The sequence below is a fragment of the Bradyrhizobium sp. UFLA06-06 genome (genome assembly GCF_054820065.1).
Map to the genome: position 1 here is coordinate 1 of NZ_JADFUD010000063.1, position 21,732 is coordinate 21,732.

General features: G+C 65.6%; 19 protein-coding genes. 6 read left to right on the forward strand and 13 right to left on the reverse strand.

Features of this window, described 5'->3' with window-relative positions; genetic code table 11:
* A partial coding sequence (locus IF803_RS34525) for an MmgE/PrpD family protein (protein ID WP_461195265.1) occupies positions 1-595 on the reverse strand: 595 nt, incomplete at its 3' end.
* Positions 596-757: 162 nt separating this feature from the next.
* Between IF803_RS34525 and IF803_RS34530 the strand changes: the two genes are divergently transcribed.
* Entirely contained in the window at positions 758-1,897 is a 1,140-nt protein-coding gene (locus IF803_RS34530) for an FUSC family protein (RefSeq protein WP_028341389.1), read from the forward strand.
* Between the two features lie 13 nt (positions 1,898-1,910).
* Here IF803_RS34530 and IF803_RS34535 read toward each other — a convergent pair whose 3' ends face one another.
* The 9 genes from IF803_RS34535 to rpsT all read right to left on the reverse strand — a co-directional run bounded on the left by IF803_RS34535 (position 1,911) and on the right by rpsT (position 14,180).
* A complete protein-coding gene (locus tag IF803_RS34535) occupies positions 1,911-2,384 on the reverse strand; it encodes a DUF2867 domain-containing protein (protein ID WP_212057907.1) in 474 nt (157 codons plus the stop codon).
* A complete protein-coding gene (locus IF803_RS34540; protein ID WP_461195267.1) occupies positions 2,381-3,778 on the reverse strand; it encodes an MATE family efflux transporter in 1,398 nt (465 codons plus the stop codon). The genes IF803_RS34535 and IF803_RS34540 overlap by 4 nt, the downstream gene beginning before the upstream one ends.
* Positions 3,779-3,835: 57 nt before the next feature.
* Complete coding sequence (gene murA, locus IF803_RS34545; RefSeq protein WP_411782674.1) at positions 3,836-5,128, reverse strand: UDP-N-acetylglucosamine 1-carboxyvinyltransferase; 1,293 nt, start codon at positions 5,126-5,128, stop codon at positions 3,836-3,838.
* Between the two features lie 165 nt (positions 5,129-5,293).
* Positions 5,294-7,729 carry a DNA topoisomerase (ATP-hydrolyzing) subunit B gene (gene gyrB, locus IF803_RS34550; RefSeq protein ID WP_461195269.1) on the reverse strand — a complete coding sequence of 812 codons (2,436 nt, stop codon included), beginning with the start codon at positions 7,727-7,729 and terminating at the stop codon, positions 5,294-5,296.
* 488 nt (positions 7,730-8,217) lie between these two features.
* A complete protein-coding gene (recF, locus tag IF803_RS34555) occupies positions 8,218-9,354 on the reverse strand; it encodes a DNA replication/repair protein RecF (RefSeq protein ID WP_028341394.1) in 1,137 nt (378 codons plus the stop codon).
* 74 nt (positions 9,355-9,428) lie between these two features.
* Entirely contained in the window at positions 9,429-9,794 is a 366-nt protein-coding gene (locus IF803_RS34560) for an endonuclease domain-containing protein (protein ID WP_461195305.1), read from the reverse strand.
* Positions 9,795-9,872: 78 nt separating this feature from the next.
* Positions 9,873-10,991 carry a DNA polymerase III subunit beta gene (gene dnaN, locus IF803_RS34565; RefSeq protein WP_074126563.1) on the reverse strand — a complete coding sequence of 373 codons (1,119 nt, stop codon included), beginning with the start codon at positions 10,989-10,991 and terminating at the stop codon, positions 9,873-9,875.
* 265 nt (positions 10,992-11,256) lie between these two features.
* The gene (gene dnaA / locus IF803_RS34570) at positions 11,257-12,687 is read right to left on the reverse strand and encodes a chromosomal replication initiator protein DnaA (protein WP_461195271.1); all 1,431 of its coding nucleotides are present in this window, start codon (positions 12,685-12,687) and stop codon (positions 11,257-11,259) included.
* Between the two features lie 1,226 nt (positions 12,688-13,913).
* A complete protein-coding gene (gene rpsT / locus IF803_RS34575) occupies positions 13,914-14,180 on the reverse strand; it encodes a 30S ribosomal protein S20 (protein WP_016842667.1) in 267 nt (88 codons plus the stop codon).
* A gap of 374 nt (positions 14,181-14,554) precedes the next feature.
* On the opposite strand from rpsT, the gene IF803_RS34580 reads away from it, so the two are divergent.
* The 3 genes from IF803_RS34580 to IF803_RS34590 all read left to right on the forward strand — a co-directional run bounded on the left by IF803_RS34580 (position 14,555) and on the right by IF803_RS34590 (position 16,601).
* Positions 14,555-14,872: a hypothetical protein gene (locus tag IF803_RS34580; protein WP_016842666.1), complete on the forward strand. Its 318-nt coding sequence runs from the start codon at positions 14,555-14,557 to the stop codon at positions 14,870-14,872.
* A 146-nt stretch (positions 14,873-15,018) separates the two neighbouring features.
* Positions 15,019-15,675, forward strand: a complete 657-nt coding sequence (gene msrA, locus IF803_RS34585) for a peptide-methionine (S)-S-oxide reductase MsrA (protein WP_411782669.1) — start codon at positions 15,019-15,021, stop codon at positions 15,673-15,675.
* A gap of 173 nt (positions 15,676-15,848) precedes the next feature.
* Positions 15,849-16,601 (forward strand): polysaccharide biosynthesis/export family protein, encoded by a 753-nt coding sequence (locus IF803_RS34590; RefSeq protein ID WP_411782668.1) that lies wholly within the window; start codon positions 15,849-15,851, stop codon positions 16,599-16,601.
* Positions 16,602-16,710: 109 nt separating this feature from the next.
* On the opposite strand, the gene IF803_RS34595 is transcribed toward IF803_RS34590, so the two are convergent.
* The 3 genes from IF803_RS34595 to IF803_RS34605 form a co-directional block, all read right to left on the reverse strand.
* Positions 16,711-17,385, reverse strand: a complete 675-nt coding sequence (locus IF803_RS34595) for a dienelactone hydrolase family protein (protein WP_461195274.1) — start codon at positions 17,383-17,385, stop codon at positions 16,711-16,713.
* 141 nt (positions 17,386-17,526) lie between these two features.
* Positions 17,527-17,862: a hypothetical protein gene (locus IF803_RS34600; RefSeq protein WP_028341400.1), complete on the reverse strand. Its 336-nt coding sequence runs from the start codon at positions 17,860-17,862 to the stop codon at positions 17,527-17,529.
* Complete coding sequence (locus IF803_RS34605) at positions 17,859-18,647, reverse strand: alpha/beta fold hydrolase (protein WP_461195276.1); 789 nt, start codon at positions 18,645-18,647, stop codon at positions 17,859-17,861. The genes IF803_RS34600 and IF803_RS34605 overlap by 4 nt, the downstream gene beginning before the upstream one ends.
* A 309-nt stretch (positions 18,648-18,956) precedes the next feature.
* On the opposite strand from IF803_RS34605, the gene IF803_RS34610 reads away from it, so the two are divergent.
* Both IF803_RS34610 and IF803_RS34615 read left to right on the forward strand, forming a co-directional pair.
* Positions 18,957-19,448 carry a (2Fe-2S)-binding protein gene (locus IF803_RS34610; RefSeq protein ID WP_026192016.1) on the forward strand — a complete coding sequence of 164 codons (492 nt, stop codon included), beginning with the start codon at positions 18,957-18,959 and terminating at the stop codon, positions 19,446-19,448.
* Complete coding sequence (locus IF803_RS34615; protein WP_461195278.1) at positions 19,445-21,730, forward strand: xanthine dehydrogenase family protein molybdopterin-binding subunit; 2,286 nt, start codon at positions 19,445-19,447, stop codon at positions 21,728-21,730. Before IF803_RS34610 ends, IF803_RS34615 begins: the two co-directional genes overlap by 4 nt.
* Positions 21,731-21,732: the final 2 nt, after the last annotated feature.

Consider the following 21,732-nt stretch of genomic DNA (forward strand, 5'->3'; position numbering starts at 1 on the left):
GGAATTGCAGCGAGCCCGCAGCCTGGCTGCCGGAGACGCCGAACGCGGAGACGATCTGCTCTTTCGACAATCCGAACAGCTTGGCCGCCGCCGCGGCGGCGCCATAGGTGCCGGCGGTCGCGGTCGGGTGGAAGCCGCGGGCGTAATGCGAGGTCGGGTCGAGCGCGTTGCCGAGCCGGCAGCACACTTCATAACCGGCGACGATCGCGGTCAGCACGTCGCGGCCGGAGGCGCCGACCATCTCGCCGACCGCGAACGCGGCGGGCACCACCGGTGCGCTCGGATGCAGCGAGGAATCGGCGTGGGTGTCGTCGAAGTCGAGCGAATGGCCGAGCGCGCCGTTGAGCAGCGCGGCGACCGCCGGGGTCCAGGTCTTGGTGTCGCCGAACACGGTGGCCTCGCCCTTGCCGTCGAGCGCCAGCGCCTCCAGCATCTTCATCAGCGAGGGCGTCGATTCCGCGTCGCGCCGGGCGCGGATGGTGCTGCCGAGGAAATCCAGCGTCAAAACCTTGGCGCGCTCCAGCACCTCCGGCGGAATGTCGGAATATTTCAGGTCGGCGACATAGGCGGCGAGCGTTGCGGTTTCGTGGGCCATCGTGTTTCCTCAATTTTGCGGCGCAGGGTAGGCGGGCAGGTCAGGCCTTTCAAGCCACCTTGCCGCCGCGGGCAGCTGCCATGCTCCAGATCGGTTAGCTTCAGGTCGGTTAGCTTCAAGTCATGTAACACGGGCCTTTCCTTTGATTGCGGATCACGGTGCATGAGGACCTTCGCAAAACGCATGTTCGACCAGCTCTGGACCCGCAAGACGCAGCTGGCGCTGGCGGTCCGGATCGCGTCCGCCGGCGTGGCGGCCTATACCATCGCGCTGGCGCTCAACCTGATGCTGCCGCTCTGGGCGGTGCTGACCTCGCTGATCGTGACCCAGATGAGCGTCGGCCGCTCGCTGAAGGCCAGCCGCGACTACATGCTCGGTACCATCGGCGGCGCCGTCTATGGCGGCGCGATTGCAGTTTTGATCCCGCATTCCGGCGAGGGCAGCCTGCTGGCGCTGCTGGTGCTGGCGATCGTGCCGCTGGCCTTCATCGCCGCGCTCAATCCGAGCCTGAACTCTGCGACGGTGACGGCGGTGATCGTGCTGCTGCTGCCGACGATGCATCACTCCAACCCGCTGGATTCCGCGATCGACCGCGTCCTCGAGGTGACGGTCGGCGCGCTCACCGGGCTCCTGATCTCGTTCCTGGTGCTGCCGTCGCGCGCGGTCAGCCAAATCAGGGTCAATGGATCGAAGCTGTTGGAGCTGCTGTCGGCGGCGTTCGCCGAATTGCTCGCCGGGCTGACCCGCGGCCTCGACAACGACGCGCTGCACCGGATCCAGGACGGCATCGGCACCGCGGTGACCAATCTGCACGCGACCGGCCTCGAGGCCGAGCGCGAGCGCTCGATGCATCTGTCATCGGGGCCGGACACCGGTCCGTTGCTGCGGACCATCCAGCGGCTGCGGCACGACGTCGTGATGATCGGGCGCGCCTGTGTGGTGCCGCTGCCGACGGATATTCAGGCGAGGCTGGCGCGGCCATTGGCCGACGTCAGCAAGGCGATCGTGACTTACATGGTGGCGGTCGCGACCGCCTTGCGCGCCGGCAGCGGCCCGGCCGACATGGCGCCGGTCGATGCCGCGCTGCATGCCTATAGCGAGGAGGTCGCCGCGGTCCGCAGGGATGGCCTGATCCGCGGCCTGCCGGTCGATGCCGCCGAGCGCTTCTACGCGCTCGGCTTCTCGCTCGACCAGATGCGGCAGAATCTCAACGACCTCAAGCGCTGCCACGGCAATTGGTGCACCAACGCCGACGGCTCCGAGAAGATCGTCGCCGACACGCCGGAGAAGAGCGCGGCTTGAGATGGAGCAGGGCTCAGTCTACGGCCTTGCGCAGCATCGCGGGCACGATCAGGCGGTGGAACGGCATGATCACCGTAAGATAGGCCCGCCCGAGCCAGTTATGGGTGAGCACCAGCGTGGTCGCGGTGATGCTGCGCGCGGGCCCTGCGGGCGCGACGTCGACGACGAGCCGGAAGTCGAGATGCTTGTCGTTGAAGCCCGCAACCAGCCGCTCCGGCGTTTCGCTGACCACCGGAAAGATCCCGATCATGTCGCGCGCCACGCCCTCAGTTGCGCCTGACGTCTTCAGGCCGAGCGGCGCGACCAGGAGATTGCGCAAGGCGACCAGCCATTCGAACCAGCGCGGCTGGCGCGTCACCATCGCTTCGGCGGCGTGGCGCGCGTCGAGGTCCGGACGCGTGGTCGCGATCCGGAACGCATCGATGAATTGCGCGCCGGCGAGCAGCGCGGCTGAATCCACGTTCGGCGTGACCTCGTCGACCCTCATTTGCCCAGTCTGCGTGCCAGCAGGCGGAAACGCAAGACAAGGAGGGTCGCATAGACCGCCGTCCCGAGCGACAGCCCGATCCAGACACCGGCGGCGTCGAGCTTCGCCCAGAAGGCGAGCGCGGAGGCCGACGCGAAGCCGATCAGCCAATAGCTGATGACGGCGAACAGCAGCGGCACCTGGGTGTCGTTCATGCCGCGCAGCGCGCCCGCGGTGGTGGTCTGGATGCCGTCGGCGATGAAGAAGGTCGCGCCGATCAACAGCAGCGCCGCGGTGAGCTGCGCGGTGGTGTCGGAGGCCTCGCCGAGAAACAGCGCCGCGATCTCGAAACGCGCGAGGATCACCGCGAGCGTCATGACGCTCATGAAGACGCCGGACAATGCGACCGCGACAAAGCCGGCACGCTGCACCGCGTCGGTATCGCGGCGGCCGACGGCCTGGCCGACCCGCACGGTAGCGGCCATGCTGACGCCGAACGGCACCATGAACAGGATCGCCGCGATCTGCAGCGCGATCTGGTGCGCGGCCAGCGCCGTGGTGCTGATCAGCCCCATCAGCAGACCGGCCGCACCGAACAGGCCGTATTCCAGCAGGAAGGCGATCGAGATCGGCGCGCCGACGGCGACCAGCTTGCCCATCAGCGGCCAGTCGATGCGCCAGACGCGGCTGAATACGTGGTACTTGCGGAACGGGCGCCGGCGCGCCGCGAACCACACGCCGGCAAGGAAGGTGCCGAGATTGACGATCGTGGTCGCAAGCCCGGCGCCGAACATGCCGAGTTCGGGCATGCCCCATTTGCCGTACAGCAACAGGTAGACCATCAGCGCATTGGCCGGGATCGCGGCAAGCGTGATCCACAGCACCGGCTCCGGCCGGTTCACGGCGCTCATGAAGCCGCGGAGCGCGATGAACCACAGCGCCGGCAAGATGCCCCAGGCGAGCCCGAACAGATATTGCTGCGCCAGATGCGCGGTGGCTTGGGTCTGGCCGAGCGCGAGCAGGATGCGCTCGCCCTGGAACGGCAGCGCCATCAGCGGCAGCACCATGAAGAAGCCGGCCCACAGGCCGACGCGGAGCGCGCGCCGCATCACGCGCGGGTTGCGCGCGCCGAACGCCTGCGCGGCCAAGGGCGAGACCGCCGACATCATGCCCATGCCGATGGTGAAGCTGACGAAATACACGGTATGCGCCAGCGCCGCGGCGGCGACCTTTTCGCTGCCGAGCCGGCCGATGAAGGCGAGATCGGTCGTCATCATTGCGATCTGACCGAGCTGCGTCAGCGCGAGCGGCACCGCGAGCTTCAGCGTTTCCGCGAGCTCGGCCGTGAGCAGGTTGCGAGGGACGACAACGGCCGCGTTCGGCGCGGCCGGGTCGATCTTGTCGATGCAGGTCATGACGGCACGCTTAGCACGGCAAACCGGCCGGAAGGATGGCCAAGCTGCCGCAGGGAATCACGATCGCGCGGGAATCCGCTTGATCTTGGCGCCGAGGGCGTTGAGCCGCTCATCGATCCGCTCATAGCCGCGCTCGATCTGGTCGGCGTTGTTGATGGTGGAGGTGCCCTCGGCGCACACCGCGGCGAGCAGCATCGCCATACCTGCCCGGATGTCGGGCGAGTTCATCGGCGCGCCGCGCAGCCGGCTGGGGCCGGCGACGATCGCGCGGTGCGGGTCGCACAGCACGATGCGGCCACCCATCGCGATCAGGTTGTCGACGAAGAACATCCGGGATTCGAACATCTTCTCGTGCATCAGGATGACGCCGTCGCACTGCGTCGCGGTGACGATCGCGATCGACATCAGGTCGGCCGGGAAGGCCGGCCAGGGCTGGTCCTCGAGCTTCGGCACATGGCCGCCGAAATCGTCCTGGATCTTCATGGTCTGGCCGGACGGTACGACGAGGTCGTCGCCCTCGACGCCGCAGACGATGCCGAGCCGCTCAAAACCCATCCGGATCGAGCGCAGATGCTCGACGCCGGCGCGCGCGATGCGCAGCGGCGAGCGGGTCACCGCGGCAAGCCCGATCAGCGATCCGACCTCGATATGGTCGGGCTGGATCGCGAAAGTCGTGCTGCCGAGCGTCGCCGGCCCGTGCACGACGATGGTGTTGGTGCCGACACCTTCGATCCTGGCGCCGAGCGCGATCAGGAAATTGGCGAGGTCCTGCACGTGCGGCTCGGAGGCCGCGTTGCGCAGATAGGTGGTGCCGCGGGCGGCGACGGCGGCGACCAGCGCGTTCTCCGTCGCGGTGACGCTGGGCTCGTCGAGGAACACGTCGGCGCCCTTCAGCCGCGTGGCGCGGAATTCGAGCCGGTGTGTCGCGGTGACGGTGGCGCCGAGCTGCTCGAAGGCCAGGAAGTGCGTGTCGAGCCGGCGGCGGCCGATCACGTCGCCGCCGGGCGGCGGCAGCGCGACCTCGCCGCAGCGGGCGAGCAGCGGGCCTGCGAGCAGGATCGAGGCGCGGATGCGCGCGCATAGCGCCGGATCGAGATCGGCGGCGCGGATCTCCTTGGCATGAATCTGCAGCGTGTTGCGCTCGGTCCATTCGGCGGTGGCGCCGACCGAGCGGCACAATTCGACCAGCGTTTCGGTGTCGCGGATGCGCGGCACGTTGGTCAGCGTGACCGGGTGCTCGGTGAGCAGTGCCGCGGCGATGATCGGCAGCGCGGAGTTCTTGTTGCCAGATGGCTCGATGGTGCCCGAAAGGCGGCGGCCGCCTTCGACGATGTATTGGATCGGCGGCACGCGGATTGTCCCCTAACGCATCATTCAGACCGGGCCATTGGAAATTCCACAACGGAATCAACGGCCGTCCGGCACCGTAACACAACTTCCGGCGCAGCTTCCACACGAAAGGTAGCGCCGCGCCGGCGCCGAGAAGCGCACGCCCGCCTGGCCGTCCGCAGAACCCTAGATGTCGATGGTGGCGCTGAGCGAATTGTCCTGGATGAACTCACGGCGCGGCTCGACCACGTCGCCCATCAGCTTGGTGAAGATATCGTCGGCCTCGTCGACCTCCTTAATCTTCACCTGCAGCAGCGAGCGCGCCTCGGTGTCCAGCGTGGTCTCCCAGAGCTGTTCCGGGTTCATCTCGCCGAGACCTTTGTAGCGCTGCAGCGAGATGCCCTTGCGGGCGGCGTCGGTCACGGCCTCGAACAGGTCGATCGGGCCGTGGATGATCTGCTCGGCATCCTTGCGCCGCAGCTTGCCCGCGCGCACGTAGATCTCCTGCAGTTCGGTCGCGTATTCATCGAGCTTGCGGGCGTCGGCCGAGCCGAGGAAGGCGTCGTCGATCACGGCGAATTCCCTGACCCCGCGCACGGTGCGCTCGAACTGAAACCCCTGGCCTTCCGTGAAGGTGCCGATCCAGCCGCGCTCGACCTCTTCGGCCACGGCGTCCAGCCGCTTGGCAATGTATTCGGCCGCCGAATTGGCGGTGGCGATATCGCTCGTGATTCTGGGATTGAGCACGCCCGCGATCGCGGCCTGCTCGATGACGGCGCGATTATAGCGGCTGTGCAGGTTGCGCAGCACCGAGCGGATGACCCGGGCGTCTTCGACCAGCGACAGCAGATCACGGCCCGAGCGGTCGTCGCCGGAGGCCGGCTTGAAGACGCACTCGTCGAGCCCGGTCGAGATCAGATAATCCTCGAGCGCGCGCTCGTCCTTCAGATATTGCTCGGACTTGCCGCGCGAGACCTTATAGAGCGGCGGCTGGGCGATATAGAGGAAGCCGCCGTCGATGATCGAGCGCATCTGGCGATAGAAGAAGGTCAGCAGCAGCGTGCGGATATGGGCGCCGTCGACGTCGGCGTCGGTCATCACGATGATCTTGTGATAGCGCAGCTTGTCGACCGAGAAATCGTCGCTGATGCCGGTGCCGAGCGCGGTGATCAGGGTGCCGATCTGCTCTGACGACAGCATCTTGTCGGGGCGCACGCGCTCGACATTCAGGATCTTGCCGCGCAGCGGCAGCACCGCCTGGAATTCGCGATTGCGGCCCTGCTTGGCGCTGCCGCCTGCCGAGTCGCCCTCGACGATGAACAGCTCAGACTTCGCCGGATCCTTTTCCTGGCAGTCGGCGAGCTTGCCGGGCAGCGAGGAGACGCTGAGCGGATTCTTGCGTGTCAGCTCGCGCGCCTTGCGTGCAGCCTCGCGGGCTGCGGCGGCCTGGATCACCTTGCCGACGATTTCCTTGGCTTCCTTCGGATTCTCCTCGAACCAGGCGGCCAGCGCCTCGTTCAGGACGTTCTCGACCACCGGTCGAACCTCCGAGGACACCAGCTTGTCCTTGGTCTGCGACGAGAATTTCGGATCGGGCACCTTCACCGACAGCACCGCGGTGAGGCCTTCGCGGCAATCGTCGCCGGTCAGCGCGATCTTTTCCTTTTTCGCATTGGCCTCGGCATAGCCGTTGACCTGGCGCGTCAGCGCGCCGCGGAAGCCGGCCAGATGGGTGCCGCCGTCGCGCTGCGGGATGTTGTTGGTGAAGCACAGCACGTTCTCGTGGTAGCTGTCGTTCCACCACAGCGCCGCCTCGACGCCGATGCCGTTGGCTTCCGATCGCACCATGATCGGCGCCGGCACGATCGCCTTCTTGTTGCGGTCGAGATATTTGACGAATTCCTCGACGCCGCCGGAATAATGCATCTCCTCGCGCTTCTCGACCGCGTGGCGCATGTCGGACAGCACGATGTGGACGCCGGAGTTGAGGAAGGCGAGCTCGCGCAGCCGGTGCTCGAGCGTCGCGAAATCGTATTCGACGTTCTTGAAGGTCTCGGTCGAGGCGAGGAAGGTGACCTCGGTGCCGCGCTTGCCCGGGGCATCGCCGACCACCTTGAGCGGCGCCACGGCGTCGCCGTGCGCGAATTCGATGTAGTGCTCCTTGTCGTCGCGCCAGATCCGCAGCGCGAGCTTGCTGGAGAGCGCGTTGACGACGGAGACGCCGACGCCGTGCAGACCGCCGGAAACCTTGTAGGAGTTCTGGTCGAATTTTCCGCCGGCGTGCAGCTGGGTCATGATGACTTCGGCTGCCGAGACGCCCTCTTCCTTGTGGATGCCGACCGGAATGCCGCGTCCGTCGTCGTACACGGTGACGGAATTGTCGGCGTTGAGGGTGACCAGGACGCGGCTGGCATGGCCCGCCAGCGCCTCGTCGATCGCATTGTCGACGACCTCGTAGACCATGTGGTGCAGGCCGGAACCGTCGTCGGTGTCGCCGATATACATGCCGGGCCGCTTGCGGACGGCGTCGAGGCCCTTCAGCACCCGGATCGATTCCGCACCATATTCAGCCGGAATGGGATGCTCAGATTCGGCAGGGGTCTGCCGGGCAGGTTCAGTCATGTGAGGCCTTCGAGGATGTCCCGAATCAGCTGCACAAAATGAGGCGCTGATTCCGCTATTTGTGCCACGAAAGAGGGGTTGCGCCTAGCGCAAAGTCTCCATCTACAAACTATTGAATAGATGGGATTTTTTAGGCCTTTTTCAAGGTCTTCAAAGGCGGATTCCGAGGGCTTTGAAAAGCCCGATTCGGTGGCGGATTCGGAGCCCTCATCGAGGCCGATTCTGCGCCGCCAGAAACATGATGAGACCAGGCTGAATTGGAGCGGCTTCGGAGGTTCGCTTCTCCCCGCTGGGCATGGGCGAACCGGGGGCGAGGGATGCTGGCGCAATTTCGGAATATTAGAATAATGTTCCTGAGTTGCCCGACGTGTCAAGCTGCTTGGTCGAACGCCGGCCGCCGCTGGCTACTTTGCATGGGGTTGTTTTCGATATTTTGGCAATGCGCTCTGCGACGGCGCCATCGCTTCAGATTGCCCTAGACTAGCCAATCAGCCGCGCCGCGTGGCGCGGCCGGATTCGACGTCGAAAATCTCCCCCCGAGGGCCGATGTCGACGAACGCCGCGGGATCGGCGCCGGTCATCCAGACCTGCGCGCCGAGCTTGGCGAGCTCGTCGAACAGCGCCTTGCGGCGGTTCGGATCGAGATGGGCGACGACCTCGTCGAGCAGCAGCAGCGGTGCGATGCCGGTCATCTCCGCGACCATCGTGGCGTGCGCCAGCACCAGCCCGATCAAGAGCGCCTTCTGCTCGCCGGTCGAGGCGTCACGCGCCGGCATGTTCTTCGGCGCGTAGATCACCTGCAGATCGGTCAGATGCGGGCCGTCCAGCGTGCGGCCGGCGGCGGCATCGCGCGGCCGGCCGGCGCGCAGGATCTCGCGGTAGCGGTCCTCCACTGCGGTTGCGGGCTCCTGTAGCAGCGCGTTCTCCATCCAGCCGTCGAGCATGATCTCGGCGGAGGGGAAGGCCGAGGCGGCGCCGCGCTCGCGCAGCATCACGGCGAGCTTGGCGGCGGTCTGGCCGCGCGACGCGGCGACCGCGACCGCAAGCTCCGCGGTCTCGCGCTCGATCGCGTCACACCAATGGTCGTCATAGTTGCGCACCTCGAGCAGCCGGTTGCGCGAGCGCAGCGAGCGCTCCAGCGCGGAGACGCGGCTGGAATGCTCGGAATCGATCGCCAGCACCAGGCGATCGAAGAAGCGCCGCCGTTCCGAGGCGGCGCCCATGAACAGGCCGTCCATCGCCGGCGTCAGCCACACGATGCGCAAATGATCGCCGAAAGCGGTCGCGGAACCCACCGGTTCGCGGTCGATGCGGCAGCGCCTTGTGCTGCCGGCGTCACCGGTCGGCGGATCAATACCGGTGCCGAGCGTGGCGAGGCCGAGCGCGCCCTCGACTTCGGCCGACACCGCCCAGGAGCCGTCGCCCTGATTGTCGGCGATGTCCTCCAGCGTCGCGCGGCGCAGGCCGCGACCCGGCGACAGGAACGAGACCGCTTCCATGCAATTGGTCTTGCCGGCGCCGTTCGGCCCGACCAGCACCACCATGTCGCCGGCGACCTGCAGCGTCGCCGTCCGGTAATTGCGGAAATGCGTCAGCGACAGGCGATGAATGCGGGACGGGGTCATCTGTCTTCCTTCCCCTCTCCCCCTGTGGGAGAGGGTGGCGCCTTCACGAAGTGAGGCGACGGGTGAGGGGTATCTCACAGCTCGGCAAGCTTGGCGACAATGTCTTCCAGCACTGCCCCGGGCGTCCGCAAGACGTCATTGTTCCAGTAGCGCAAGACCTGAAAGCCTTCCGCCGCAAGCGCGTCACTCCTGGATGCATCACGCGGCGACGAAGCGTGCTGACCGCCGTCGATCTCGATGGCGAGGCGCTTCTCAAAGCACGCGAAGTCGAGAATGTAATTGCGAAATGGAACCTGCCTTCGAAATTTCAAGTGCGACAGGCGCCGATCGCGCAGCAGGCGCCACATCTTCGCTTCCGCGTCAGTCGGCTCTCGGCGCATCTTCTTTGCGAAGGTGCGGAGGCGTTCATCGGTCGGTCGATGGTGCGGTGTTCGCGGCACCAACCCCTCACCCGGCGCCTTCGGCGCCACCCTCTCCCACAAGGGGGGAGGGTGCAGTTGCGCGTGTGGAGAGGGTCATCACACCCGCATCGGCATCAGCACGTAGAGCGCGCCCTTGCTGTCGCGGTCCTGCACCAGGGTCGGCGAACCGGGATCGGCGAGCTTCAGCACCGCGACCTCGCCCTCGATCTGGGCGGCGATGTCGAGCAGATAGCGCGAGTTGAAGCCGATATCGAGCGCGTCGGAGGCGTACTCGACCTCGAGTTCTTCAGTGGCGCTGCCGGAATCCGGGTTGGTGACCGAGAGCACCAGCTTGCCCGCGGACAGCGCGAGCTTCACCGCGCGGCCGCGTTCGCTGGAAATCGTCGAGACGCGGTCGACGGCGGCCTCGAAGTCCTTCTTGTCGACGACGAGTTCCTTGTCGTTGTTCTGCGGAATGACGCGGCCATAGTCCGGGAAGGTGCCGTCGATCAGCTTCGAGGTCAGCACCACATTGCCGAGCGTGAAGCGGATCTTGCCGTCCGACAGCTCGATCGAGATCTCGGCGTCGTCGCCCTCGATCAGCCGCTGCACCTCGCCGACCGTCTTGCGCGGGACGATCACGCCGGGCATGCCGGTTGCGCCCTTGGGCAGCGCGAGGTCGATCTGCGCCAGCCGGTGGCCGTCGGTCGCAACCCCGCGCAGGGTCGCCGCCTTGGCGCTGCCGGCCGCGTGCAGATAGATGCCGTTGAGGTAGTAGCGGGTCTCCTCGGTCGAGATCGCGAACTGGGTGCGGTCGATCAGGCGCTTGATGTCGGACGCCGGCAGCGAGAACGAATGCGTCATGTCTCCAGCGGCAAGGCCCGGGAAGTCGCTCTCGGGCAGGGTCTGCAGCGTGAAGCGCGAGCGGCCGGCACGCACGGCGAGCACCGAGCGGTCGCCATCGGCTTCCAGCACGATCTGCGAGCCGTCGGGCAGCTTGCGGACGATGTCGTAGAACATGTGCGCGGGCACCGTGGTCGAGCCGGCGGTTCCGGTCTCGGCGGCCAAGGTCTCCGTCACCTCGAGGTCGAGGTCGGTCGCCTTCAGCGACAATTTGGCGCCCTCGGCGCGGATCAACACGTTGCCGAGGATCGGGATGGTGTTGCGGCGCTCGACCACGCGGTGAACGTGACCCAGCGATTTCAGGAGTTGCGCGCGCTCGACGGTGACCTTCATTGCAATACCCGCCAGATCCCTCAGATGGAAAAGCCGGGCGGCCGTTCAGGGCAGCACCGCGGCATTGGAAACCCGAAAAGCCGGATCAATACCGGATTTGATCAAACCCACGGGGGGACCGCAAGGTGGCGCGTATGGGCGGCCGGTGCAAGGGATACGGGCGTGAAACGAGCCCCGTTCCCCACGTTTTGGGTCGGAAAAAAGTTTAGCCCTCCCCTTTGGCAAAGGGGAGGGTGATGGAACGAGCCGGCCGGATGAAGCGGCCCTATTCCTGCAGTTGGCGCTTCAGCGATTCGACTTCCTCCGAGAGCGCCGTGTCCTTGGCGACCAGTGCCTCAATCTTGCGCACGGCGTGCAACACCGTGGTGTGGTCGCGGCCGCCGAAGCGCCGGCCGATCTCCGGCAGTGAGCGCAAGGTCAGCGTCTTCGCCAGATACATCGCGACCTGGCGCGGACGGACCACATTGGCGGTGCGGCGGGACGACAGCAAGTCGGAGCGGCTGACATTGTACTGCCGGGCGACCACGCGCTGGATGTCCTCGATCTTGATCCGCTTCGGCTCCTGCGGGCGGATCAGGTCGCGCACCTCGCGCTCGGCCATCTCCAGCGTCACCGGCTGGTTGTTGAGCTTCGAGTGCGCCAGCAGGCGGTTGATCGCGCCTTCAAGGTCGCGGCCGTTATGGGTGATGGTGCGCGCCAGATAGTCGAGCACCTCCTCCGGCACGTCGAAGCTTGCATGGTGGACGCGGGCCGCGGCGACGCGCGACTTCAGGATGCCGAGCCGCAGCTCCTCGCCGAGCGAGCCCATCTCGACCACGAGGCCGCCGGCGAGCCGCGAGCGCACGCGGTCGTCGAGGCTTTCCAGATCCGACGGCGGACGGTCGGCCGCGATCACGACCTGGCGGCCGGCATCGATCAGCGCGTTCAGGGTGTGGCAGAACTCGGCCTGCGTCGACTTGCCCTGCAGGAACTGCAGATCGTCGATGACCAGCACGTCGATGCCGCGCAGCGCCTCCTTGAAGGCCAGCGCCGTCTGCGTCTTCAGCGCCGCGACGAAGCCGTACATGAACTTCTCGGCGGTGAGATACAGCACCTTGCGCTCGCCGCCGGAATTGCCGGACCAGGTCACCGCCTGCAGCAGGTGCGTCTTGCCGAGGCCGACGCCGGCATGAATGTAGAGCGGGTTGAACATCACGGGATCGCCGCGGCGACCTTCCGCGACCTGGCGGGCCGCCGCATGGGCCAGCGTGTTGGACCGGCCGACGACGAAGCTGGCAAAGGTCAGGCGCGGATCGAGCGGCGAACCGCCGAGCGCGTCATGGCTTGCCGACACCGGCGCAGTCGCAAACGCGCGCAATTCGGGCGCGGGGCGGCCGTCGGTGCGCTCGATGCGGCGCACTTCGACGGGCGCAGCCGTTTCCTTCACCGGAGCCGTCGCACGGATCGCGGAGCGGACGGTAAGGTCGATCTTGTGCACTTCCGGCATCTCGGCCTGCCAGCAGGACAGCACGCGATCGGCGTAATGCGCCTGGATCCAGCTCTTGAGGAACCGGGTCGGAACCGACAGGTGCACGCTCTCGTCGTGCACGCTCTCCAGATCCATCCGTGCGAACCAGCTCGTGTAAACGTCCTCGCCAACGCTCGTCCGCAGACGTCCCTTCACCCGCGACCAGCGATCCTGTTCCGTGTTCGTCATTGCCTTCGTACTTCCAAGTCTGAGAGATATTCGTTGCGAAAGCGCCGCGCAGGTTTGCTGCCACGGCGCGACCTCTAGCGGGCGCGGTCTGCTCCGGACAAAGCTCTCCCGTGCGGCGACCATGCGCCACCCGACAGATCAGCTGTTTGGAGAAGATGCGCCCCGCGAGGTCAGCGCGTACTCGACGGACGCTGCGGGTAGGAACTGACGTCCGAGGGGTTGATTACGGCACCACTGGAAATTTGCGCTTCGGCTGTCGTTGGTTCGACTGCAGTGATGATACCGTAAGGCATAAGTCCTCCCCCTCCCGCCGCGACGTATCGCGGCAAGTTGTCAGCTTGCTCGTGTCTTCAAATTCGAACTGCTGCTACCGAACACCGAAATGCCCGGCGCTTCGCCGCCGCCGTGTCGTCGTCAACCCGTTCACTCGCTCCGCGTTCCCGCTGCCAGATTCCGACCGACGTCCTGGTCTCTCTTGTTCGATCCCCCAAATTGCCGGGGACATCGCCGGAGAATTTTTGACACAGGTCGTCCGTCCTCATATCGCTATGAGCCGTCAATCCAGCTTCGCTTGGAAAGCGTCGCTAACGCACACACCGCCGCCGATTTGTGCGTCCGCCCCTGGGTCTCAAACCGCGCTGATCTGGAGAGCCGTGGGCGTCGCGAACAAGAAATAAATACACCAAGCACATTTCCTGACAATCCGTGGATTCGACGGGGACCGAGACTCTTCGCGACTGTTGCGGCGTTGCCGATGCTGAGTTGCGAAAGCAAGTTTTTGAATCACCGCACAGATTCACGCGCGTCACAAACGACGGTGCAATACCAAAAATTTTTCATAGAAAATTTACATTTGGTCTCGCGCCGGTCATTTTTCCAATCGCTGACCAACGCTATGTGCATAAGTAATTCGCGAGACGTCATTTTTCTCGATTACTTTTGCAGGGTAACCCCGCGTCGCAGGTTTCGCCGCGAAATGCTTGCGCGCTATTCCATCTATCCAGCTTAGCGAAGAACAATCTGTGGGCGAGTGCGGCGCATTAAGCATGTTGAGCCGGTAGAACTACGGACGCGACGAAACATGACACGCAGTTCGTTGCGCGGCAACGCGAAGTGTTCTCGCGCTAAGAAACTTCCACGACAAAAGTCGAGACAAAAACAAAAAGCCCGGCGCGAGCCGGGCTTCGTGACAAATGTGTCTTCCAGTCAGCTCACGCGCCGAGCCCTTACTTGGCGAGCTTGGCGATCCGCTGCGACAGACGCGACACCTTACGGCTCGCGTTGTTCTTGTGAATGATGTTGCGCTGCGCTGCCTTCATCAGCTCGGGCTCGGCGCGGCTCATCGCCTTCAGTGCCGCCTCGCGGTCGCCGCTCTTGATCGCTTCCTCGACGGTGCGCACCGCGCCACGCATCTGCGTGCGGCGCGACTTGTTGACGATGGTGCGGCGGGCAATCTTGCGGGTCGCCTTCTTGGCGGAGGTGGTGTTGGCCATGGTTCTCTAACTGTCCTTCGGCGGTGATCGCTCGGTGGTCGGGCTTGCGCGCACCGGCCGGTTCAAATCTCAACTCTGATGTATTTGTCCAAGGTGGTTTTCTTGGGTGTCCTTGAGGCGGCCATGCGAGGAGCGCAAAATGCTGCCCCGCGCCTGCGGCACTGTCCAAAGAACAGCGGCGGCAGGATTGCGCCCGCCGCCATCGGCCGGTCTTATAGATGGCGCGGGCTGAAGCGTCAACGCTTTCGGGACTCAAAAAGGGCCCGAAATCGCCCCCGCGGGGGCCGGATAAGCCGCTGAAGAGGTTGAATTTCCGGGGGGCGCCCGGTAAGGCCTGACGACGCGTGGGGCGCGACTGGGAGTTAGGGTGACGCATGATCCGCGGCTTTTTCCGTCTGATCGGCCTTCTGCTGCTGGCCGGCAGCTTCATCTTCATGGTCTATGACGGGGCCCGCTACGTCGCCGACCAGAGCCTGCGGTTCACCCAATTCGGCCAGTTCTGGAACGACATCCACCAGTCGAGCCAGCAGGCATTCCATGCCTGGGTGGACCGCTTCGCGCCCTGGCTCTGGAATGACGTGATCCGCCTGCTTCTGGAGCAGCCGGTGTTCGCAGTGCTCGGCATTGCCGGCATCCTGCTGATGATCCTGTTCCGGCCGCGCAAGCCCTTGATCGGCTACGCGCGCGACTGACTTGTCGGCAGCCCTCCTTGGCTGCAGGTTTCCTTGGCCGCAGCACTCAGTAACGGGGCTGCCATCATCCGCGTAAGGACATATATAGGTGACAGCCGGCCCGCAGGCCGTTGCCGCGTCGGCCGATGTCCCGCCTGGAGGTATCCATGTTGTTCATGCGCAAGACCACCGCGTTGCCGAGCGCCGCCGAAGCGCTGCAGGGCCGCGCGACGCCGATCCCGACCGCGACCACCCATTTCGTCAATGGCAGCAAGTTGCAGCCGCCTTATCCGCAAGGCCTTGAGCAGGCGGTGTTCGGGCTCGGCTGCTTCTGGGGCGCGGAGCGCAAATTTTGGGAACTCGGCGAGGGGATCTACACCACCGCGGTCGGCTATGCCGGCGGCCACACGCCGAACCCGACCTATGAGGAAGTGTGCTCGGGGCGCACCGGCCACACCGAAGTGGTGCTGGTCGTGTTCGACCCGAAGAAGATCTCCTACGAGAAGCTGCTGAAGACGTTCTGGGAGAGCCACAACCCGACGCAGGGCATGCGCCAGGGCAACGACATCGGCACGCAATATCGCTCCGCGATCTACACGTTCAGCGACGCGCAGCGCAAAGCCGCCGACGAGTCGCAGGCGATGTATCAGAAGGCGCTGGCCGCCAAGGGCCTTGGAGCGATCACGACCGAGATCGCGCCGGCCGGCGAATTCTACTTCGCCGAGGACTACCACCAGCAATACCTCGCCAAGAATCCGGCGGGCTATTGCGGGCTCGGCGGCACCGGCGTGTCCTGCCCGATCGGCGTCGGCGTCACCGCCTGATCGTCTTGTTGAGAAAGAGCTCGCTTCGGAAAGCCGGTTTGCGCTCTTGCCGGGCACGGCGTTAAGCCAATGGGAGGCCCGCTTTTCCGGCCTCCCGCTCGACCCTCGAAAACCCTTTATTAACCATAAGTGGTGCAAGACTGGGCCGGTCTCGCCGTTGAGGGATAGGTCCGGTGCCGGTTGCACGCGCGTTACGATTGCCGATCACTGCCGTTGTGGCTGCGCTCGCGCTGTCTGGCTGCATGAGCACGTCCGGTCCCGTCGCCGTCGGCCCGCAAGGCGTCGATGCCGTCAGCTATGGCCCGGCCTACGCACCCGCTCCGGTTGCCGATGCAGGCGGCGGCGGTGCGATCAGCGCGTTGCGTTCCGCCTTCGCCAGCGCGTCCCCTGGTTATGGCTATGCCGCGCCGGCCGCCGCCCCGGTCGTCTATGCCGCCGCCCCGGGTGGACCCCCGGCCGGCTACGACAACGGCTATCATCTTGGCCCCGGCGACAAGCTCCGCGTCGTGGTCTACGGCCAGGAAGGCCTGACCAATTCCTATGCGATCGACGCCGCGGGCGCGATCACGATGCCGCTGATCGGCTCGGTGCCGGCGCGCGGCCGCACGCCGGCCGGGCTCGCCGGCGAAATCTCGGCACGGCTGCGCAACGGCTTTATTCGCGAGCCTTCGGTGGCGGTCGAGATCGAGTCCTATCGTCCGTTCTTCATCCTCGGCGAAGTCCAGGCCCCCGGCCAATATCCCTACGTGCCGAACATGACGGTCGAGAGCGCGGTCGCGATCGCCGGCGGCTTCTCGCCGCGGGCCCGCCGCGACAGCGTGACGTTGACCCACACCGATGCGTCCGGCTCCGGCCGCTTCGTGGTGCCGCTGGGCACGCCGATGAGCCCGGGCGATACGGTGTTCGTCGGCGAGCGCTGGTTTTGACGAAGGACAGCGTCCTTCGTCATTCCGGGATGGTGCGTTAGCACCAGACCCGGAATCTCGAGATTCCGGGTTCGATGCTGCGCATCGCCCCGGAATGACGCTTGCAGCGTCACTTCCGCAAATGCTTCGCGAAAAATTCCATGCTGCGCGGCCAGGCGATGTCGGCGCTTGTCTTGTCGTAGCTGGCGCGCTCGTCGCAATGGAAACCGTGCTGCGCGCCGGGATAGATGAAGACCTCGACCTCCGGCCGCTTCGACTTGATGGTCTCGACATCGCTCAACGGAATGCCGGCATCCTTCTCGCCGAAATGCAGCTGCGTCGGCACTGCCGGCTTGTCATCGGCGAAGCGCACGATGGCGCCGCCGTAATAGCCGACCGCGGCTGACAGCCCGGCGAGCTTGGTGGCGGCAGCATAGGCGACGCTGCCGCCGAGGCAGAAGCCGATGATGCCGACCGGCCCGACCGGTTTGACCGCGTCGATCGCGGCCTGGGTGTCGCCCAGCATCGCGGCCCAGTCCGGATTGGCGACGAACTTCCGCGCCTCGGCGATCTCGTCGGGGGAATAGCCGCTCTGGAAGTTCGGTGTGATGCGGTCGAAGATCGACGGCGCAACCGCGACATAGCCTTCCTTCGCCAGCCGGTCGCAGACCGAGCGGATGTGGTGATTGACGCCGAAGATCTCCTGAATCACGACGACCGCGCCCTTCGGCGCGCCGGCAGGATCGGCGCGGTAGGCGCCGAGTTCAAATCCGTCCGAAGCCTTGAGTTTGATGTCTTGTCCCATGGTCCATCCTTGTCAGTTTGGGGGTTGCATGAAGCTCTCAATGATGAGGTCCAAAGCGCGCTGAGATTGTCATCGCGCTTTGGCTCTTCGTTTGAGCATGGCCGTTTCGGAAAACCGCTTCGCACGTTTCCGGACCATGCCCTATCGCCACATCCAGTTCTCGCCCCAGTCGGCCTTCCAGCCGGTCAGCCGGTGCTTGCGGAATTGGAGGAAGAGACGGTCGTGGTGCGGAAACAGCCCGCTGCCGCCGAGGTCGCGGAAGGTCAGGAAGATCTCGTTGCCGGGCCGTCCGCTGACATAGGTGAGGGGCGTGCCGAGCGCGCGCTGCGCGTCCGCGACGCCCATGCCGAACACCAGCGGCGTGGTGTTCGACAACGTCGCGGTGAAAGTGGACGGGGCTGTTACGAACGGCAGCTTCTGCGCGCTCGCCCCTGTCGTGGCCGCAGTCAGCAACAAGGCAACGGCGATCGTCTTCATGGCGCGGTCTTTCCCGGCGCGCCGGCCTCAAGGCCGTCCAGGAACGGCAGCACCGCGGCGATGAAGGCCTGCGGCTGGTCGATGTTGACGGCGTGGCCGGCGTTCGGAATCACCGCCTTCTGCGCACCAGGGATCTTTGCCGCCATGTAGTCGGACGCCGCCAGGAACGGCGTGTCGTCGGCGCCGACCACAACCAACGCTGGCACCCGGATCCCGGGCAGCGATTCGATCACCCGTGCATCGCGCTGTGCCAGCATGCCGCGCGCCGCGAGCGCGAGGCCCCTTGCGTCGCGATGGGTGACCGACGCGCGCTCGGCGCTCAGCGATCTCAGCACCTCGAGCCCTTCGCGGTCGAAGCGGTCGCCGGTCTCGCGGGCGCGCTTGTTCCAGACCTCGCGGGCGTCGTCCTTCTTGAAGCCCGGGCCGGTGTCGATGATCAGCAGCGCCCGCACCCGCTCCGGATGGGCGCGATGAAAGGCGAGTGACATGTAGCCGCCCAGCGACAGCCCGCCGACGATCGCCTTGTCGGCGCCGGCAGCGTCGAGCAAAGCGGCGATGTCGCCGACCGTCAGCGCTTCGCTATAGGCATCGGGATCGTCGGGATAGTCGGATTGGCCGTGCCCGCGCATGTCCCACAGGATCAGCTTGTGCCGTTGCGACAGCGCCTCGATCTGGCCCTGCCACATCGCCGACGTCGAGGAATAGCCGTGGGTCAGGATCAGCGGCGGGCCGCTGCCGTGAACCTCGTAGTAGATGTCGACGCCGCCGCGGTTGAGCTTGGCCATTGACGGGCTCCTTGTGTTTCTCTCGCCGCTGTCATCGGACGGCGTTGCCGGTGCTTGCTGCCGACGCTTTGAGCAAGCGCCTGTCGATTAGACACGAACGCTGTCATTCCAAAAAGCGTCATGCCGTTGCCGCATCGCACAACAGGCATCTTCGGAAATTTATTCTTTTCGAGCAATTCCAAATTGGATTGCCTCCAGCCGGGAACCGGATCATTGTTTCGGCAACTGTCGCTGACCCGGTGGGCGCCGGCCAAGACCCAACAGTGAGTTGCCGCCGTAAGCGGCTTCCTACACCGGAAGGGGAGAGAGATGCCAAATCTCAATATCAACGGACGGAATATGTCCGTCGAGGCGGCCAATGACACGCCGCTGCTTTGGGTCATCCGCGAGCAATTGCAGATGACGGGCACCAAATTCGGTTGCGGCGCCGGTCTGTGTGGCGCCTGCACGGTTCACGTCAACGGCGAAGCGGTGCGGTCCTGCCAGACCTCGGTCGCCGACGCCGTCGGCAAGAAGATCACCACCATCGAAGGCCTGTCCGCCAAGGGCGATCATCCCTTGCAGAAGGCCTGGGTCGCCGAGCAGGTGCCGCAATGCGGCTACTGCCAGTCCGGCCAGATCATGCAGGCGGCGGCGCTGCTGTCGAAGAACACCAACCCGACCAAGGAAGAAGTGGTCGCGCATATGGACGGCAATCTCTGCCGTTGCATGACCTATTCACGAATCCAGAAGGCGATCATGCGCGCTGCGTCCGACATGCGCACCGCATCGGCCACCGGATCCGAGCGGAGGGCCACATGAACAAGCACGTGAAAAACCTCGCGCCCGAGACGACCGATCTCAGCCGCCGTTCCTTCCTGGTCGGCACCGCTGCAACCGGCCTCGTGCTCGGCTACTCAGCGTCCGGCATCGACCAGGCGCTCGCGGCACCCGCACCCGCCAACTTCGAGCCGAGCGTCTGGTATTCGATCGCGCCCGACGGTCTCGTCACCGTGACCTGCGGCAAGGCCGACATGGGCCAGCACGTCGCCTCGACCATGGCGCAGATCGTGGCCGAAGAGCTCGGCGCGAACTGGAAGGACATGCGGGTTCAGCTCGCCTCCAATGATCCGAAGTTCAACGATCCCGTGCTGGGCGCGCAGATCACCGGCGGCAGCTGGTCGACGATGATGAACTTCGACGCCATGAGCCGCGCCGGCGCCGCCGGCCGCATCGCATTGACCGAGGCGGCGGCGGCCTCCATGGGCGTGCCGGCCGGCGAGCTGGTGGTGCGCGATTCCAAGATCAGCCATGCGAAGTCGAAGAAGTCGATGTCGTTCGCCGAAGTGGTGAAGAGCGGCAAGGCGACCAAGACTTTCACGGCGGATGATCTGAAGGCGATCAAGCTCAAGACGCCCGACCAGTACACCATGATCGGCGTCTCGGTGCCGCAGCTCGACATTCCGTCGAAGGTCAACGGCACGGCCAAGTACGGCATCGACGTGATGGTGCCGGGCATGGTCCACGGCGCGCTGGTCACCCCGCCGGTGCGTTACGGCGCCACCGTGAAGTCGGTCGACGATAGCGCGGCCAAGAAGCTGCCCGGCTTCATCAAGGCCGTCACCCTCGACGACAAGACCACAACCACGACCGGCTGGGTCGTCGCGGTCGCCAACACCTATGCGCAGGCCAAGAAGGCCGCCGCGGCGCTGAAGATCAGCTATGACGGCGGTCCGAACGCAAAACTGTCGAGCGAATCGCTGTTCACGGAAGCCAAGCGGCTTCAGGGATTGAGCGATTCCGGAGAGTTCTTCGTCAAGGACGGTGATCCGAACGCGGCCTTCGGCTCGGCGGCCAAGCTGTTGGAGGCGGAATACACCACCAACATCAACATCCACGCGCCGATGGAGCCGATGAACGCCACCGCGGAGTTCAAGGGCGACATCCTGCACATCTATTCCGGCAACCAGTTCGCGACGCGCTCCGGCGCGATTGCGGCCGGCGCCGCCGGGATCGATCCGAAGTTCGTGGTGATGCACCAGATGTGGCTGGGCGGCGGCTTCGGCCGGCGTCTCGACGCCGACATGATGGTGCCCGCGGTGCAGGCGGCGAAGGCCGTCGGCAAGCCGGTCAAGGTCATCTACACGCGCGAAAACGACATGACGATGGATTTCTCGCGTCCGCTGACCTACCAGAAGGTGAAGGCCGGCATGGACGGCGACGGCAAGATCGTCGCGATGAGCCACGACGTGGTCTCGGCCTGGCCGACCGCGCGTTGGGGAATCCCCGATTTCCTGACACCGTCGGTCGACAAGAAAGGCCCGCTCGACTCCTTCACCGTGAACGGAGCGGACTTCTTCTACACCGTGCCCAACCACTATGTGCGGGCGATCAAGAACGAGATGGCGCACAACGCCACCCCGTCGGGTCAGCTCCGCTCGGTGGCGCCGGGCTGGACGTTCTGGGCGGTCGAAAGCATGATCGACGAGATCGCGCATGCGACCGGCAAGGACCCGGCGCAGCTGCGCATCTCGTTGCTCGACGGCAAGGGCAAGAATGACGGCGGCGCGCAGCGCCTCCGCAACACCTTGCTCGCTGCGATGGGCCTTGCCGGCTACGGCACCAAGCAGCTGCCCAAGGGCGAAGGCATGGGGGTTGCCTGCGTGTCGTCGCAGGAGCGCGCCACCGCGAGCTGGACCGCCTGCGTCGCCCATGTCGCTGTCGCCCCGTCGGGCGAGGTGACGGTGAAGAAGCTGACGGTTGCGACCGACGTCGGTACGCAGGTGAATCCCGACGGCATCCGCGCCCAGGTCGAGGGCGCGGCGCTGTGGGGCATGTCGCTGGCGCTGTTCGAGAAGGCGACGTTGAAGGACGGCGGCATCGAGCAGACCAACTTCGACAGCTACACGCCGCTTCGGATGAGCCAGCTGCCGGAAGTCGCGGTCAACGTCATCGCCAATGGCGAGAAGGCGACCGGCGTCGGCGAGCCCGCGGTGACGGTGGTGGCGCCGGCGATCGGCAACGCCGTCTTCAACGCGGTCGGTGCCCGCGTCCGCGGCCTGCCGATCACCGCGGAAGCCGTGAAGGCGGCGATGAAGGCGTAACG

Excerpts from the sequence above, each read along its gene's own strand:
- IF803_RS34580 (WP_016842666.1), top strand. The coding sequence starts at position 14,555 with ATGATCCGCGGCTTTTTCCGTCTGATCGGCCTTCTGCTGCTGGCCGGC.
- IF803_RS34540 (WP_461195267.1), bottom strand. The coding sequence starts at position 3,778 with ATGACCTGCATCGACAAGATCGACCCGGCCGCGCCGAACGCGGCCGTT.
- dnaA (WP_461195271.1), bottom strand. The coding sequence starts at position 12,687 with ATGACGAACACGGAACAGGATCGCTGGTCGCGGGTGAAGGGACGTCTG.
- IF803_RS34605 (WP_461195276.1), bottom strand. The coding sequence starts at position 18,647 with ATGGCCAAGCTCAACCGCGGCGGCGTCGACATCTACTACGAGGTTCAC.
- recF (WP_028341394.1), bottom strand. The coding sequence starts at position 9,354 with ATGACCCCGTCCCGCATTCATCGCCTGTCGCTGACGCATTTCCGCAAT.
- IF803_RS34610 (WP_026192016.1), top strand. The coding sequence starts at position 18,957 with ATGCCAAATCTCAATATCAACGGACGGAATATGTCCGTCGAGGCGGCC.
- rpsT (WP_016842667.1), bottom strand. The coding sequence starts at position 14,180 with ATGGCCAACACCACCTCCGCCAAGAAGGCGACCCGCAAGATTGCCCGC.
- IF803_RS34535 (WP_212057907.1), bottom strand. The coding sequence starts at position 2,384 with ATGAGGGTCGACGAGGTCACGCCGAACGTGGATTCAGCCGCGCTGCTC.
- gyrB (WP_461195269.1), bottom strand. The coding sequence starts at position 7,729 with ATGACTGAACCTGCCCGGCAGACCCCTGCCGAATCTGAGCATCCCATT.
- msrA (WP_411782669.1), top strand. The coding sequence starts at position 15,019 with ATGTTGTTCATGCGCAAGACCACCGCGTTGCCGAGCGCCGCCGAAGCG.
- dnaN (WP_074126563.1), bottom strand. The coding sequence starts at position 10,991 with ATGAAGGTCACCGTCGAGCGCGCGCAACTCCTGAAATCGCTGGGTCAC.
- IF803_RS34615 (WP_461195278.1), top strand. The coding sequence starts at position 19,445 with ATGAACAAGCACGTGAAAAACCTCGCGCCCGAGACGACCGATCTCAGC.
- IF803_RS34530 (WP_028341389.1), top strand. The coding sequence starts at position 758 with ATGAGGACCTTCGCAAAACGCATGTTCGACCAGCTCTGGACCCGCAAG.
- IF803_RS34595 (WP_461195274.1), bottom strand. The coding sequence starts at position 17,385 with ATGGGACAAGACATCAAACTCAAGGCTTCGGACGGATTTGAACTCGGC.
- IF803_RS34600 (WP_028341400.1), bottom strand. The coding sequence starts at position 17,862 with ATGAAGACGATCGCCGTTGCCTTGTTGCTGACTGCGGCCACGACAGGG.